The organism is Spirosoma knui (assembly GCF_054780635.1).
In genome coordinates, this window is sequence record NZ_BAAGVY010000001.1 from 86,437 (window position 1) to 102,471 (window position 16,035).

Genomic DNA, 16,035 nt, shown 5'->3' on the forward strand with positions numbered 1-16,035 from the left:
ATTGTTAAACTAACGCCCGTAACTCTTCGACTATTCCTTTCACTGCATCTGCTGTGGTCGTTATATCGTCTTCGTTATTGAACCGCCCCAGACTAAACCGCAGACATGAGAATGCTTCTTGCTCGTTCAGGCCGAGTGCGAGTAATACGTGCGAAGGGTCAATACTCGCAGCCGTGCAAGCTGAACCGTTGGAAACAGCCATGCCTTCTAGGCCCATAATTAGCGCATCGGAGTCACAATTTTCAAAGTAGATGTTCGTCGTGTTATAAAGCCGATGCTCCCGGTTACCGTTAACACGAGTACCGGGAATCGTTAGCAAGGCAGCCTCTAACTCGTCACGAAGCGTCCCAATACGCTGATTATCCTTGGTCATTTCAAGGCGAGCGAGTTCGGCAGCCTTACCCAAACCTACAATCCCCGGAACGTTGAGGGTTCCACTCCGCAAACCGCGCTCGTGGCCTCCACCGTGTAAAATTGCATCCAACTTTACCTTGTTCGGCCTGCGCTGCCGGATGAACAGACCACCAACGCCTTTTGGACCGTAAAACTTATGCGCGGAAAACGTAAGTAGGTCTATACCAAACTGGTCAACATTTATCGGGAGTTTGCCTACTGCCTGCGTCGCGTCAGTCATGAACAATGCACCAGCATCATGAGCCAGTGCTGCGATCTCTTTAATGGGTTGAATAACGCCAGTTTCGTTATTAACCAGCATCATCGACACCAATATTGTATCGGGTCGAATGGCTGCTTTTACTACGTTCAGATTTAATAACCCATCGGGTTGGACGGGCAGGTACGTAACCTCGTAGCCATGCGTTTCCAGGTAATGGCAAACGTCCAGCACAGCCTTATGTTCGGTCTGGACCGTGACAATATGCTTCCCTTTGTGAGAATAATTCTCCGTAACACCTTTGATCGCCAGATTGATCGCTTCAGTTGCGCCAGACGTAAACACCAGCTCGTGGGTTTCGCAACCTAGCAAATCGGCCACCTGCTGACGGGCAGTCTTAACGGCTTCGTGCGCTGATACACCGAATGGATGGGTGCTAGCCGCGTTGGCGAAGTTGTCCGTCAGGAACGGCATCATGGTCTCTAAAACGCGTGGGTCAATGCGGGTAGTGGCATTATTGTCGAGGTAAATCATAAAATAAAGATAACGTTAAGAAGGAATCTCTAGCGGCAAAACCTGTATATTTTGCTGATCATAGCGACTAATTCTGCATTTCAAAACCCCAACATTTATGAAAAACATAACTATAATCTTAGACCTGAAATCACTTTGCATTGGTGCGCTGGGCGTGTTCGCCATTATGTCGTTGTCAAACTTTAATCAATCATATAGCCACCAACAAGACACGGCTAATGAGGTACGTCGGTATCAGGTTGTAACGGCTGATAGAGGTGGTTTGATGATTCTTGATACAAAAACGGGCAAGTATTTGATTGATAATACCTTGCGGCCCGCACGTTGGCTAAAAGGTGATTTCACGACCAAGCATGCTGATGCCGCAACGAAACCCGACTGATTTTCGTCCGACAATTCTTATTGGTTTATAACCTGCAGAAGTTAAACCGGCTCTTCGGACTAATTGACTTGATGCAACTAAACAACGTTTCGGTTTAGCAGGCACAAACTCGTTCAGGATGGCGTTACGTGGCTAAGGCTGGCTGATAGACCGCATAGAGTTGTCGAGCCCTAAACTCAATCACTACCAGCGCATAATACGTAACATGGAGCAGCTTCAGTACCCTGTCGGGCGCTTTTCGCCGAAAGATGAGTATTCAACCCAGGAAATCAATCAGCTTATTAAGGTGCTGGAAACGACTCCCGCCCGTTATGAACAACTTTTGGCGAACCGCTCCCAGGAGGAGCTGGCGAAAACGTATCGTCCGGGGAGCTGGACGGTTCAGCAGTTAGTGCATCATGTCGCTGATATTCAGTTGCTCAATTTTGTGCGCATGAAAAAAGCGGTGACGGAGAGCGATTACGTAATGACTACCGTTCTGATGGATGCCTGGGCCCAAACGGCCGATGCTACCGACGCTCCCATTCAGGATTCCTTGGTGATTCTGGATGGTGTTACCCGGCGGTTCGTCATTTTACTACGTAGCCTCGACGAGTCGACATTGGGCAAAACGGTTTACCATCCGGTTCGGAACATAAACCTGAGCCTGACGCAAGCGCTGTATATGGCCACCTGGCACGTAGCGCATCACCAGGGGCACATCGAACTGGCCTTCGGACTTCAACCGAATACCTTGCTGACAAATCTGAGTTGATTCGCTTCGAATCTTCGATAAACAACAGGCCTACAAATAGGATTGGGTTATACATGAATAACCAATCGGAAAATTTAAATACGTATGGATTTGCAATTGACAGGCAAAACGGCACTGGTAACTGGCTCAACGGCCGGAATCGGCTTTGCTATTGCCAAACTACTGGCTAAAGAAGGCGCAAATGTGGTCTTGACAGGACGTAGTCAGGAACGGATTGATGAGGCTATTGCGAAGATTCAGCCCGAAGCAGTTGGTTCTGTAGTCGGCGTAGTGGTCGACTTTGGAAAGATAGATACGATTAACCAAATGCTGGAACAGGTGCCCGATGTGGATATCCTCATTAATAATGTGGGGATCTTCGGTCCCAAAGAATTTACCGACATCACCGATGAGGAGTGGCTGACTTTCTTCGAGGTCAATGTGTTGAGTGGTGTTCGATTGTCGAGAGTCTATTTTCCGAAGATGCTGGCCAGGAACTGGGGACGTATCTTGTTTATATCCAGTGAATCGGCTCTGCAAATTCCCGAAGAAATGATTCATTACGGGACTACGAAAACGGCACAGCTCGCCGTAGCCCGAGGCTTGGCCGAACTCACAAAGGGTACTAACGTAACCGTGAATTCGGTCTTGCCCGGCCCTACGAAAAGCGAAGGTGTGGGTACGTTCGTAAAGGAATTAGCCGACAAGCAAAACATCACCGAAGCGCAGATGGAAGAACAATTCTTCCGGGATATGCGCCCAACCTCGCTGATTCACCGATTTGCTATGCCCGATGAAGTGGCGCAGATGGTGGCTTTTCTAGCGAGTCCGTTATCGTCGGCTACGAACGGAGCCGCGATTCGAGTCGATGGGGGAGTGGTCAAAGCCGCTGTGTAATTGTTGCTTATGTAGCTCCGACAGGAACGGTCCGCCGTAGCGGTGTCGGAGCTACGAAAGTAGCTGGCAACAAGGCAAGACGGAGGTGTATTTAATGCCAAGGCTGATTAAAATTTGGCCTGTCTGCGAAAAAGGGTAGCCACAGCAAACAGATTTCCGTATGTTTGGGGATATACTAAATCGCTATGCTTACTCGTCATTCAAGACCTTTTCTAACCGCTTTCTGCTTATCTGTTCTCCTCGCTGGTGGCTTGACCGGCTGTCAGTCAAAAGGGTCCGATACAACTAAAACCACCGAAACGGCTGCGATCACCGAAGCAGCCGCAGCCGAAAAACCGGCGGAGACAAAAGCTGATCCGGCAACTCCGGCCCCCGATCCGTCGTCGATTCCCGCCAGTAAAATAGCCGATGCGGCCACGATCCTGGCCCGGCCGCAGGTTCCTATTTTGTGCTACCACCAAGTTCGGGACTGGCGTCCGAAAGATTCGAAAACGGCAAAAGATTACATCATTCCCGTTGCTGCTTTTCGGGAGCAGATGCAAATGCTGGCCGACAGTGGCTACCATACCGTTCTACCTGATCAACTCTATGCGTACCTGACCACGGGTGCTCCGCTGCCGCCTAAGCCGATTATGCTGACGTTCGATGATGGTGACCTCGATCAATACGAAACGGCGGCTCCCATTCTCGAAAAACACGGGTTTAAAGGCGCTTTTTTCATCATGACAGTTGCCATTGGCCGACGCGGTAAGCAACCCTATATGGACAAAACGCAGATCAAAGACTTGGCTGATCGGGGACATGCGATTGGCGCTCATACCTGGGATCACCATAACGTGAAAAAATACCAGGGCGAGGATTGGAAAATCCAGGTTGAAGAGCCGAAAGCAAAGCTAGAAGCGATTACCGGTAAACCCATCAAGTATTTTGCCTATCCGTTTGGTTTGTGGAACAAGCAGGCGCTACCCGAATTGCAGAAGCGAGGCTACGCGGCTGCCTTTACACTGGCTGACAAACGCGACGACAGCATGCCGCTTTATACCGTACGCCGTATTATTGCCGGTGGTCAGTGGACGGCGAAAACGCTGCATCGAAACATGGTTCAGAGTTTCGACTAGTTGAATCGACACGCTTGTTGCTGATAAAAATAGAGAGTACCGATCCTTCGGTACTCTCTATTTTTATGAAGAGCATTAGTCAGAATCTCAATTAGAAAAGTCAGAACAAGCTGATGGAGCGTTAGCACTATTCTGTTAATAAGTAGCAGTTACCGGCCATTATCGACCGAATACGTAAATGACGTGAACCTTCCATAAATTGGGTAGTTTAGCTAGCCGGAATCTCTGCTCACCATACACTATGGAAATCTCCATTCGCTTAGCCCTTGACTGGACACCAAATACCATTCACACCGGATTTTACGTCGCTTTAGCGAAAGGTGCGTATAAAAAGGCCGGACTTGATGTGCAAATTAGTACGCCCGATCAGGATAACTACAAGACTACACCCGCCAAACGTGTCGCTCAGGGGCAGGCTGACCTGGCCATTACGCCTTCCGAAAGTGTTATTAGCTACCAGATGAACGGCGTGCCGTTAGTAGCGGTAGCTGCTGTACTGGCCCGTGACGCCAGTGCCGTTGTGACGCTTGCGCAGAGTGGCATAAGTCGTCCGCAGCAACTGGATGGTAAAGTGTATGCGTCGTACGGAGCCCGGTACGAAGACGCCATTATTCGGCAGATGATTCAGAACGATGGGGGACAGGGGCAGTTCGTTTCGTATAAACCGGAGCGGCTGGGTATCTGGCGTTCTTTATTGAAGAACGAAGCCGATGCAACCTGGATTTTCCTACCCTGGGAAGGAATAAAAGCCGATATGCACGGCGTTGAGCTAAATCAGTTTCTGCTCGACGACTACGACATCCCCTATGGCTACAGCCCTGTACTGACGGCTCACCGCGACTGGGCCAGCCAAAACGCCGATGCATTACGTCGGTTCATGGAAGCCACAGCCGCCGGTTTCCGGTTCGCGGTCGAAGACCCCGACGAGGCTGCCCGGCTGCTGGCCGAGACGGCAAAGCATCCTACACTAGCCAATCGTAATTTTCTGGAACAAAGTCAGGAGATGGCGTCTGGCTATTACCTCGATGGCGAAGGCAACTGGGGATTCATGCATCGTGCCGTGTGGACATCGTTCACAAACTGGCTTATCCGAAATCAGTTCATCACCGATGCTGCTGGCAACGTAGTCGGCCAGATTGATCCGGAAACATTATTCACAAATGAATACCTGGAGGAGGTGCCGGCAATAGCCCGCTTTTAGAAGCAACGTGTTACGTTCAGGGGCGGCTGGTAAGTGGCACTAGCCGCCAATGGTAGCCATCGACTCGGTAACGACATCCCGATTCTGCTCAGCCTCAAACCCATTGGCCGGGCGGTGCGCGAAGGCACGCAAAAAAGCGGCTGTTAATTCGTCGTCGGTAGCCCCTGACCGGAGTAAAGCGCGAACGTCTAGCACGCCGTTATCGTACAAACAGGTCTTAAGCGTTCCCTGCGCCGTGAGCCGAATGCGGTTACACGTACCGCAGAACGTCCGGCTGAAAGCGGCAATCACACCGATTGTACCCTGGTGACCCGGAATCTGGTAGTTGGCCGAGGTTGAATACAGCGGGTCGGGCAACTTTTGCAGGCTTGGAAAGTGAGCCTGTATTTCCTCTACAATACGCTTGTGCGTCCAGTTCAATACGGGATAATGGCTCCCTTCGCCGTTGAACGGCATTTCTTCGATGAAACGAACATCAACCGGCAAGGCGCGCGTCAGGTCAGCGAGGGGAATCAGGTCCTGCGTATTCTGCCCGTCCATAACCACGGCGTTGATTTTGGTTTGAATACCAGCCGAAAGCAACGCATCGAGGGTTTTTAGTACCGCCGGTAATTCGTCGCGCCGGGTAATTTGTTTGAAACGGCCCCGGTCCAACGTATCAAGGCTTAAATTAACGGCTTTAACGCCAAGGGCGGCCAGATCAGCAACGTGTGGTGCGGTTAAGACACCATTTGTTGTCATGGAAATGTCCGTCAGTCCGTCAACCGCAGCCAGCCGGTGTAAAAAGTCCATAAGGCCAGTACGAACGAACGGCTCCCCGCCCGTGATACGTACTTTCGATACGCCCAGCCGTGCCAGCACCTGAACCACCCGCTCCATTTCTTCGTAGGTCAGGAGCTGCTTTTTAGGCAGATACGTAATACCCTCCTCTGGCATGCAGTAAAAGCAGCGCAGGTTACAGCGATCTGTCACGGCGAGCCGGAGGTAGGTGATCGGGCGATTGTGGTTATCGTAAATCATGCGGTATCAGACTAACACAAAACTACGAATTTTGATTGCACCGTTGATGGAATGACCGCCTTTACTGCGAAGAGCTGGCCAACTCGCTGACCTAGAATTAGTTGGCGTACAATTTGGCGCAGAGCCAACCTACCCACCAGCTTGTGTCCTTCCTGCGGTTTATTTACGTACTGTGTCTGTTGGCTTTTCATACCGCCTGCATCGTGCAGGACTGGACATTTTACGGCGTCTTCCCAGCCATCTCTCAATCGGGTAGTTTAGGAAAGCGGTTGCAATACAACCTGTACGTATCGGCCACAATCGATGCATTTCATCAGCGTGTTGAGACCAAAGAATTTCCGGCGACAGCGCTTCAATACTATCTTCAACCTAGCCTGAGTTATAAATTTTCGCCGACAGTGCAGGCCGGTTTGGGCTACGCCTATGTGAAGCATAATCTGTTCGGGTTGCACGTACACGAAAACCGGCTTTGGGCACAGGCGGTCGCTACGCATGATATACCCAGCTTAGGTCGCACCAAATTATCGCACCGGTTACGCTACGAAGAGCGCTACCCGCTCAACCGGCGAACCGGCCAGTGGTCGTATGCAACGCTCGTCCGTTATCAGATTGGATTTAATCTGCCACTGTACGATCCGAAGGTAAAAGCAACGGGGTTCTATGCGTCAGCATCCAACGAGTTTTTCTTTTGTCTGACTGGGGCGCAGAATGGCCCGATCCGTTCGAAGAACGCGTTTTACGGTGAAGATTGGGTGTATGGCGGATTAGGTTATAATACGGGTAAGCTGGGTAAAATTGAAGTAGGCTACATGTTCCAGGATTTGATCCGAAACCCTCAGCAAAACCACCGGCATCTGCACCTGATACAGACCACCTGGGCGCTAAACGTCGACCTGTCAGCTATTGGAGTTTGGCTATATACTCCATAAGTTTTCCGGAAAAACTGTGGAGTAACTACGTAGTACTTGTATTGTTTGAAATATTAGTATTATTTTTGGTATTATTTAACTGAGTAATTTGTGAAGAAAGTCGTTTCTATTGGTCTCTTCGGGCTGCTGCTGTACCACACACTGGCACATGTGCTTGTGTGCGTGGGAGCGTGGTGGCAAGCCGAACACGACCTCTCAGAACGGCTCTTGGTGTACCGGTCGGTTGACAGTATTGTCGAGTTCCAGATCCCCCTCAAAGACAAGCCGGATGCCAACGCCATTACCAGTACAACATCCGATGGATTTACGTACCGGGGGCATTATTACGACGTAGTGAGCCTTGAAGTTCGGGGCGATACGCTGCACATTGCGGGTCTGGAATCCGCTGACCGATCCTTCTGGCAGAGTGATCTGCTTTCATTCCTGAACGACCACGTTGCGGGCACCACCGACTCGAACCGCAAGTCAAACCAGCTTCTGAAGCTGCTGCTGAAAGAATACTCGATTAGTCCACGAGCCATTTTCTGTTTTCTTCTCCCCACCTGGCGCGATGCTGTTCGTATTCCTGTGCATGACTTTGTCACGGAATCCCGAGCCCTGCCTGTTCATTCTCCTCCGCCGGAGGTATAAAGGTTATTTCCTGCTTACGCTCAACAGGCTGATCTGGCTATGACTGCCGGATTGCCCCTATGCACGTTGTCTTTGGACCGGCTGTGTTCAGTTCATCCTGTTTCGGGAGGCTGTCCCTGTCTGTTACGTATGTCCTGGGCTGACTATAGTGCATGATGAGCACGTAGCATACACGCGCAACGGATCGGATGTCGCCTGACATCACTCTACGCACGTCCTGTCGAAAACCTTTAAAACGGCAACCAACCGCCATCGCGGTTTCCAATTTTCATGAAAAAAGTAATTTCTACCAGCGTTTTAGCAGTAGCATATATAATTATGGCGCATGCCCCGGCATCAGCACAGGGATGCGTTGCAGTACGGCACATGAGCTCTGCGGCTCCAGTGGGTACGAACTCCGCTGATTTCTTCAAGCAACGTACGGGCCGCTGGCAGGTGTCGGCAGGGTACCGGTTCTTTAAATCCTACAAGCACTTTGTGGGCGACGTTGAACAGAAACAACGCGTTGAACAGAGGACCCAGGTAATCAACGTATCACACGCCATTGATCTGGGCATTACGTATATGGTGAATCACCGGTTGTCCTTCTCGGCGAACCTGCCTATTCAGGACAATGACCGTTCATCACTGTACGAACACTACGGCAATGCGGTTGCGCAGAATCCCGATCAGAAACGCTTTCACACCGGCTCGCGGGGTATCGGCGATCTGCGGATTTCGGGTAGCTACTGGCTGGTCAATCCGGCCGCCTTACCAAAGGCCAATCTGGCCGTAGGCTTGGGGATTAAGCTGCCAACGGGGAACTACAGCGTAACCGACAATTTCCACAAACTGACGAAAGAAGGAGCCGATTATACGATCAATAAACCCGTCGATCAGTCCATTCAACTAGGCGATGGGGGTGTTGGAGCCAGTGTTGAATTACAAGGGTATGTTCAGTTAACCAAAGGCTTAACGGCCTACGCCAATGGATTCTATCTGTTCAATCCGCGTGAAACCAACGGCGTAGTCCGGAGCCCCGAAGCAACCACGATCGATCTGGTAACGGGTACGTTCTCGGTCGCTGATCAGTTTGCGGCTCGGGTTGGGTTAAGTCAGTCAATTGCCGCTATTCCTGGTTTCGCCGTTATGCTCGGCGGTCGGGTAGAAGGGGTTCCAGCCATCGACGCATTTGGTGGAAGTAAAGGGTTCCGGCGCCCAGGCTACATTGTTTCGGTTGAGCCCGGCTTGGCTTATATGCGGAATAAGACGTCTATAGCAGCTACAGTTCCCGTAGCTATTTACCGCAACCGGATTAAGAGCTATTCGGATCGACTCGACCCACTCGGACTTCGTCAGGGCGATGCTGCTTTTGCCGATTACTTAATCTCTGTTAACGTATCCCGCTGGTTTTAATTCGTTACGTGACGCTGCGCTGAACAACGTAGCGTCACCCCTATCTTGTTCACCGTACCTATTATGAAAAAACACCTGTACACGATCCTGACGGGCGCATTGCTAATTGCAGCTCCGGCTTGGGCACAAATGCCCCACGATGCTATTTACATGTCGAAAAATGCGATTTGTATAGCCGCCATGTACGGCGAGAGTTCGTGGAGCCAATACTGGGAAAATAGCCTCAAACGCGAAAACCTGAATATTGGCACGCACACCACCCGAAGCGCCATGGTTATGCCCGCTATCGGTATCAGCAACCGGGTCAACGTTATTCTGAGCCTTCCGTACGTATGGACCAGTACAAGCGCGGGTAATCTGATGGGGCAGAAAGGCTTTCAGGACCTTTCGGCCTGGCTTAAAGTAAAAGCCATCCAGAAAGGCGGTTTTTCGCTGAACGCTCTGGTGGGCGGTTCGCTGCCGGTGGGCAACTACGTCGCTGATTTCATGCCAATGTCGATTGGCCTGCAATGCCGTACGTTGACGGGGCGACTGCTGGCTAATTACAAACATCCGCAAACGGGTATTTACATTACGGCCCACGGTTCGTACGGCTGGCGGGGTAACATTCACGTCGACCGGGATGCGTATCAGGCCGATGATCGGGTGTATAACACCAACGAAGTGAGTGTTCCGAACACCTACGACGCTGCTGTGCGGCTGGGCGTTCTGCGGAAAGGCTTGCAGACCGAGGTATTCGCCGAGCAAAGTTCCTGCCTGAGTGGGGATAACATTCGCCGGAACGATATGCCGTTTCCGACCAATAATATGAAAGCAACCGTAGTTGGATGGTACGGTAAGTTCCAGCCGCGCAACGTCGGTGTCAACGCTCGTGTCGGTTACGTAACTAGTGGACAGAATGTAGGTCAGAGTACCAGCTATTCGGTCGGTTTGTTGTATCAGTTTAAATTCAAGTAAACAAGAGTATGAAATCAATCATCCGTAACCTACTGATCGGAAGCCTGTCTTTGGCGGGTGTATCGTCCGTATTGATATCCTGCGATAAAAGCATTGAGGAACCCCAGCGTATAGGCTATGCGCCCTCCAGCGTAGACGAAAAAGCAGGCACCTGGAAAACATACGTACTTACTTCTCCCGCCGACGTAACGCTGGCGGCTCCGGCGTCGACTACGTCGGCTCAGTATCAGGCCGAGCTGACCGATTTGAAATCAAAGTCGGCAAGCTTAACCCCTGAGCAACAGGAGGCTGTTGTGTATTGGGGAGCCGGAGCGGTATACCGCTGGAATGAGATTGGCCGTGAACTCTCCGCCAAGTACAATCTGCCGCCAGCCTCGAACGCAGAAGGTAAGTACCCCGTGCCCGATGCCGCCAATCCGTTGGCCGATCCGAAGTTTCCGTTCGCCAACCCACCGTACGCAGCCAGAGCACTGGCCTACCTGGGTGTTGCGCAATACGATGCGCTGGTGAGCGCCTGGGATTTCAAGTACAAGTTCAAACGCGCTGCTCCGTCGAAGGTCGACCCAACGGTTCGGGTAGCTCTACCGGCTTCATCGTTACCCGCTTACCCGTCGGAAGATGCGGTGGTAGCGGCTGCGTCCTATACCATCCTCAAAGCGATGTTTCCCGGTGAAGGACCGTTTCTGGATGCGAAGCTGGCCGAGCACCGCAACAGCCGTGTGTGGGCGGGCATGAACGTAACGAGCGACCTCGATGCCGGGGCCGATCTGGGTAATCAGGTAGCTGCTAAAGTGATGGGCCGCGCTAAAACCGATGGCATGGGGACCGCTAACAACCAGGCACTCACCGCGGGTATGATCGAAGCGGCCAAAGGCCGTGGCCAGACAAACGTATGGGTAAGTCAGGAACTGCCTGCCCGTCCGCCCATGCTGCCGAACTACGGGGCCGTTGCTACGTGGAACTTCGACGCAGCGACCAAAGTGAAGCTACGGCCTAGCCCGGCTCCACTACCTGGTAGCGAACAGTTTAACCGTGAACTCGATGAACTAAAGTCGATTCAAAAGAACCAAACCCGCGAGCAGGCTCGTATTGCCAACTACTGGGCCGATGGGGCTGGTAGCTACACGCCACCGGGTCATTGGCTCCGCATGGCGGCTAATGCGGCTCATGAAGCTAAGTATAGTGAGGTGCGTATGGCACGTACGTTAGCGCTCGTCGGTACGGCTTTGCAGGATGCCGGTATTTGCTGCTGGGATGCTAAATATTTTTACTATACCCCCCGGCCTCAGCAGTTTAACGTAAAAACGTCGGTGGGCCTGCCTAATTTTCCATCCTATACATCGGGTCACTCAACTTTTTCGGCGGCTGCTGCCGTCGTGCTGGGAAGTATCTTTCCGGAGCGGGCCGATGAGTACTGGGCAAAAGCTCAGGAAGCTTCGGATTCCCGCGTATACGGGATGATCCACTTCCGTTCTGACTGTACGGCCGGGCTGGCATGTGGGAAGAGTATTGGCAGCTACGCCGTAGCGCGTGGCAAGGCTGATGGATCAGGACTGTAAGCTATAGCAGATTGACTACATTTCGGCAGGGGCATAAAAACAGCTAGTTGAGGTTGTTTTTACGCCCCTGCATTATTTTCAGCCGCTAACCGTTAAACATAATAGCTATCCTAAATCGGTATTAAGCAGCTTCAGGGCAAAACAGGGCCGGTTAGACAGAATCCAGCGTCGAATATCGGGTGAGTACGCTTTACCATTACCTTTACTCGATCTAATACCACTATATGCGATCTACACTAATCCGGTTCGCACTTGTCGTTAGTTGTTTTGCTGCTCAGGAAACGCATGCGCAGGGCTTAGTTGACGGCTTTATGCGAGGGCAGCGGAAAGCCAGCCTTGCGGTAACGTACTCAAAAGAAACGTTCGATACGTATTACAGTAATACCACCGAAACGCGGGACCCAAACCTGGGCACAGTAACCACCGAAGCTATCAACCTGTACGGCGTTTACGGCTTAGGGTATGATCTGGATCTGGTCGTATCGGCTCCGTACGTACGTACCGAAGCCAGCGCGGGATACTGGCAGAAACAGGAAGGTTTTCAGGACCTCTCGGCCGCTCTGCGCTGGGAAGCGTATGATTACAAGATCGGGAAAGCCCGTTTGTCATGGCTGTTTGCCCTGGCTTATACGATGCCGCTTGAAAATTACGTCACTGACGGGTTGGTCACGATCGGGCGCGGCTCACGTAACATCGACGGACGCACGATGCTGCACCTGAAAGCCGGCATTTTTTTCCTGACGGGTCAGTATGGCTACATTCGGCGCGGGCAGGTCACCCTCGACCGAATTGTCAATTATTACGATCCCAGTCAGCTTAATCCCAATAGCGGCTCAAAAGCCAATGTGCCCGATGTTGCCGATTTGGTTATACGTAGTGGATTGGCCACGAAGCATTTTTACGTAGACGGCTGGTTTCAACAGCAAACGCCTTACAACGAAGGCACGAACATTGGGCCGGGCATTCCGTTTCCGACCAATGCCGTTGGCTTTACGCGGGCGGGTGCAACGTTGTACATCCCTATTGTGAAGAAATTTGGGTTTATGGGTACATACAGTACAACACTCGGCGGTCGGAACATCGGCAAAGCCACCCGGCTTAGCGGAGGTATTGTTGTAGGTATATAGTGTTCGATTTTCGGGATGAGAAACTATTTTAAAACGACTTTCGGGCTGATTGGCTTCCTGCTTTGCCTGGCCGGATGCAAAGAGCCCGTGATTACCGAAGGAATCTTACCCCTTCGCGAGCCAGCGACGGCTGACCCTACCGGTGGCAACTGGCGGCCAATCGTGTTGAAGTCGGCCGCTGAAATTAGTGTGCCGCAACCGGCCGCTGTTTCATCCGAATCGTACCAACGGGAATTGGCCGCTATAAAGAGTGGCGTTGCTGGTCTACAGCCTGAGCAATTAACGGCCATTAGTTACTGGGCCGATGGCGGTGTGTTACGTTGGAATCAGATCACCCGGCAGTTGATTTCGAAGTATAATACAACACCACTTCTTAACGAAGCGACTGGACAGTACGCACCGTATGATCCGGCGAAGCCTTCTACCAACGCTCCGCTGGCTGCCCGGATTCTGGCTTTACTGAGCGTAGCGCAGTATGATGCGCTGGTGGTTACCTGGCGGGCGAAATACCAGTACAACCGGCCGTCGCTGGAACAGCAGGGCGTATCAGCGCAGGTACCAGTGGCCGACGTACCGTCGTATCCGTCGGAAGACGCAGCGATTGCCGAAGCTTCCAGTCAGGTGCTGGCTTTTTTCTTTCCGAACGAAGCGGCTTTCCTGAAAACAAAAGCAGTCGAACATAAACAAAGTCGCATCTGGGCTGGCGTGAACGTAGCGAGTGATGTGAAAGCAGGTGAAGAGTTAGCCGCTGCCGTAGCGGCTAAGGTCATGATGTATGCGAAAGCCGACCGGTTTGCTTCGGCACTCGACCCGACCGGAACCTGGGTGACGAAACGGACCAATGCGCCCTACGATACGAAGTGGACGAGCTTAGATATACCCGCGCGGCCACCTGTGTTGCCTTTATTAGGTAACGTAAAAGCCTGGTATGATTCGACCGCCATTACCCGAAGTTTACCGCCGGCTCCCCCGCTGACAACTTCGGCGGATTTTCAGAAAGCCTTAACCGAAGTACGCGAAATTGCCCAGACCCGGACACGTGAGCAGTATCGGATTGCCAGTTATTGGGACGATGGGGAAGGGACCTACACTGTGCCAGGGCATTGGAATCTCCTCGCGGAAGAGTACGTTCGGCAGGGACGGCAGAACGAACTGCGAACTGCCCGCACCTACGCCCTGATGAATCGGGCGTTGCAGGACGGAGCCATGCTGTGTTGGCAAACCAAATACAAGTACTTTGTGCCTCGTCCGTCGCAGGTGGATCCTACGATCAAGACGGCTGTCCTGATTCCGAACTCGCCCAGCTATATTGCGGAACATGCTACGTTTGCCGCTGCGGCTTCTACAGTGCTGGGCTTTCTCTTTCCGGACGAAGCCACGGCTATAACAAATCAAGCTAACGAAGCCACGCTGTCCCGGCTGTATGGCGGTGTACACTACCGGTTCGACATTGACGAGGGCGCGAAAGCAGGCAATGCAGTCGGAAAACTGGCTGTCGATTGGGCCCGGACCGACGGGGCGAAATAAGATACTTCAATTTAGATGTAACTTTTGGCGAGGTTCTCCGTCAAAATGTTGTCGATCAGTAGCAATAATTCGGATTTTTCTGAAAAAAGAACAAAAGTGTTCTCTAAAACTCCGGTTTACTTTACTAAATAGCTAAATCAGTTAGTCCATTTTCGGGCTCCTCGATTAGTTACGTAACGAAATCTACCTGCTGATCGTCAACCGATTATGCACGTTCTTTACAGCTTGTATCTGATTTTTCTGGTTTATCTTGGCCTGTCGGTGCTGTACCTAGCCGTGTTTGCCATTGCGGGCCGGATTGGCCGTGCTGATGACAAGCCGCTGGTGGGGGCTCCCCGCCTATTTCGCAAGATTGGCGTATTGATTCCGGCTTATAAAGAGGACGCGGTTATTGCAGACTCAGTTCGGGTAAATCTACAGCAGGACTACCCGGCTGACCGCTTTGATCTGATCGTCATTGCCGATTCGCTGCAACCCGCTACGTTATCGGAGTTGGCAACCTTACCGATTAAGGTCATCCCGGTTTCGTTCGAAGTGTCTACCGTATCCAAAGCGATCAACGAAGCGCTGGCCCGTATCCCCGACGACGTATACGATCTGCTGGTAGTGGCTGATGCCGATAACCACATGGCTCCGGATTTTTTAAGCCGCATCAATGTCGCCTTCGAACAGGGATGGCGCGCGGTACAAGGGCATCGGGTGGCAAAAAACACCGATACTAGCGTGGCCATCCTGGACGCCATCAGCGAAGAAATCAACAATCATTTGTTCCGAAAGGGCAGCCGGGCGCTTGGGTTGTCGTCTTCGATCATTGGGTCGGGTATGGCCATCGAAACGCGCCTGATGAAAGCTGCTATGGCTGACTTGCGAACGATGGGTGGCTACGATAAAGAGTTAGAAATGAATATTGTGCTCCACGGCGCTACGGTTGGTTATCTGGAAGAAGCGTTTATCTACGACGAGAAGGTTGCCAACCGGGCAGTATTCGAAAATCAGCGCACCCGCTGGATAGCGGCTCAGTGGCAATTCTTAACAAACTACTTTCGTCGGGGCCTAACCGAATTCGTTCATGGTCGAATGGCCAGTACGTTCAAGATTGTGCAGGCGCTGGTTTTGCCCAGAGTCCTGCTGCTGGGCGTATTAGGTGTTTGTGCGGTATTGGGGTTGTTAACTGGTATGGCACTTGCCTGGGCTTTGCCACTGATTTTGCTATTGACGTTGGTGGGCACGCTGCTGATTTCGGTTCCCGGCTATCTGTGGAAACGGGTAACGATGCGCGAACTGCTGCTCATACCGGTCCTGATGTTGAATTTTGCGCGGGCCCTGTTCAATATGCGGAAGGCGTTCAAGAGTTTTTTGCCAACCCCGCACCAGGCTAAGCGTGACGTAGAAACATCAAGGTAAATTACAATA

Annotated in this window: 15 protein-coding genes; 13 read left to right on the top strand and 2 right to left on the bottom strand. The window is 51.8% G+C overall.

Annotation, left to right across the window (positions count from 1 at the left end; translation table 11 throughout):
- Nucleotides 1–4: 4 nt before the first annotated feature.
- Nucleotides 5–1,147 carry a cysteine desulfurase family protein gene (locus ACYVIY_RS00330; RefSeq protein ID WP_460974246.1) on the bottom strand — a complete coding sequence of 381 codons (1,143 nt, stop codon included), beginning with the start codon at nt 1,145–1,147 and terminating at the stop codon, nt 5–7.
- A gap of 97 nt (nt 1,148–1,244) precedes the next feature.
- On the opposite strand from ACYVIY_RS00330, the gene ACYVIY_RS00335 reads away from it, so the two are divergent.
- From ACYVIY_RS00335 to ACYVIY_RS00355, 5 genes are all read left to right on the top strand, one after another.
- The gene (locus ACYVIY_RS00335) at nt 1,245–1,529 is read left to right on the top strand and encodes a hypothetical protein (protein ID WP_460974247.1); all 285 of its coding nucleotides are present in this window, start codon (nt 1,245–1,247) and stop codon (nt 1,527–1,529) included.
- 205 nt (nt 1,530–1,734) lie between these two features.
- Nucleotides 1,735–2,283: a DinB family protein gene (locus ACYVIY_RS00340; RefSeq protein ID WP_460974248.1), complete on the top strand. Its 549-nt coding sequence runs from the start codon at nt 1,735–1,737 to the stop codon at nt 2,281–2,283.
- Between the two features lie 84 nt (nt 2,284–2,367).
- Complete coding sequence (locus ACYVIY_RS00345; RefSeq protein ID WP_460974249.1) at nt 2,368–3,159, top strand: SDR family NAD(P)-dependent oxidoreductase; 792 nt, start codon at nt 2,368–2,370, stop codon at nt 3,157–3,159.
- A 185-nt stretch (nt 3,160–3,344) separates the two neighbouring features.
- Nucleotides 3,345–4,277, top strand: a complete 933-nt coding sequence (locus ACYVIY_RS00350; RefSeq protein ID WP_460974250.1) for a polysaccharide deacetylase family protein — start codon at nt 3,345–3,347, stop codon at nt 4,275–4,277.
- Nucleotides 4,278–4,518: 241 nt separating this feature from the next.
- Nucleotides 4,519–5,478, top strand: a complete 960-nt coding sequence (locus tag ACYVIY_RS00355; protein ID WP_460974251.1) for an ABC transporter substrate-binding protein — start codon at nt 4,519–4,521, stop codon at nt 5,476–5,478.
- A gap of 39 nt (nt 5,479–5,517) precedes the next feature.
- Here ACYVIY_RS00355 and moaA read toward each other — a convergent pair whose 3' ends face one another.
- Nucleotides 5,518–6,498, bottom strand: coding sequence for a GTP 3',8-cyclase MoaA (gene moaA, locus ACYVIY_RS00360; protein ID WP_460974252.1), 981 nt, complete (start codon nt 6,496–6,498; stop codon nt 5,518–5,520).
- 143 nt (nt 6,499–6,641) lie between these two features.
- On the opposite strand from moaA, the gene ACYVIY_RS00365 reads away from it, so the two are divergent.
- The 8 genes from ACYVIY_RS00365 to ACYVIY_RS00400 all read left to right on the top strand — a co-directional run bounded on the left by ACYVIY_RS00365 (nt 6,642) and on the right by ACYVIY_RS00400 (nt 16,026).
- The gene (locus tag ACYVIY_RS00365) at nt 6,642–7,427 is read left to right on the top strand and encodes a DUF2490 domain-containing protein (RefSeq protein ID WP_460974253.1); all 786 of its coding nucleotides are present in this window, start codon (nt 6,642–6,644) and stop codon (nt 7,425–7,427) included.
- A gap of 90 nt (nt 7,428–7,517) precedes the next feature.
- Nucleotides 7,518–8,057 (top strand): hypothetical protein, encoded by a 540-nt coding sequence (locus tag ACYVIY_RS00370; RefSeq protein WP_460974254.1) that lies wholly within the window; start codon nt 7,518–7,520, stop codon nt 8,055–8,057.
- Nucleotides 8,058–8,327: 270 nt separating this feature from the next.
- Complete coding sequence (locus tag ACYVIY_RS00375; RefSeq protein WP_460974255.1) at nt 8,328–9,452, top strand: hypothetical protein; 1,125 nt, start codon at nt 8,328–8,330, stop codon at nt 9,450–9,452.
- 63 nt (nt 9,453–9,515) lie between these two features.
- The gene (locus tag ACYVIY_RS00380; protein WP_460974256.1) at nt 9,516–10,409 is read left to right on the top strand and encodes a hypothetical protein; all 894 of its coding nucleotides are present in this window, start codon (nt 9,516–9,518) and stop codon (nt 10,407–10,409) included.
- 8 nt (nt 10,410–10,417) lie between these two features.
- On the top strand, nt 10,418–11,968 hold the full coding sequence (locus tag ACYVIY_RS00385) for a phosphatase PAP2 family protein (protein WP_460974257.1): 1,551 nt from the start codon (nt 10,418–10,420) through the stop codon (nt 11,966–11,968).
- Between the two features lie 224 nt (nt 11,969–12,192).
- Nucleotides 12,193–13,095 (top strand): hypothetical protein, encoded by a 903-nt coding sequence (locus ACYVIY_RS00390; protein WP_460974258.1) that lies wholly within the window; start codon nt 12,193–12,195, stop codon nt 13,093–13,095.
- A 15-nt stretch (nt 13,096–13,110) separates the two neighbouring features.
- Complete coding sequence (locus ACYVIY_RS00395; protein WP_460974259.1) at nt 13,111–14,622, top strand: phosphatase PAP2 family protein; 1,512 nt, start codon at nt 13,111–13,113, stop codon at nt 14,620–14,622.
- A 207-nt stretch (nt 14,623–14,829) separates the two neighbouring features.
- On the top strand, nt 14,830–16,026 hold the full coding sequence (locus ACYVIY_RS00400) for a glycosyltransferase family 2 protein (protein ID WP_460974260.1): 1,197 nt from the start codon (nt 14,830–14,832) through the stop codon (nt 16,024–16,026).
- The last annotated feature ends 9 nt before the right edge of the window (nt 16,027–16,035 follow it).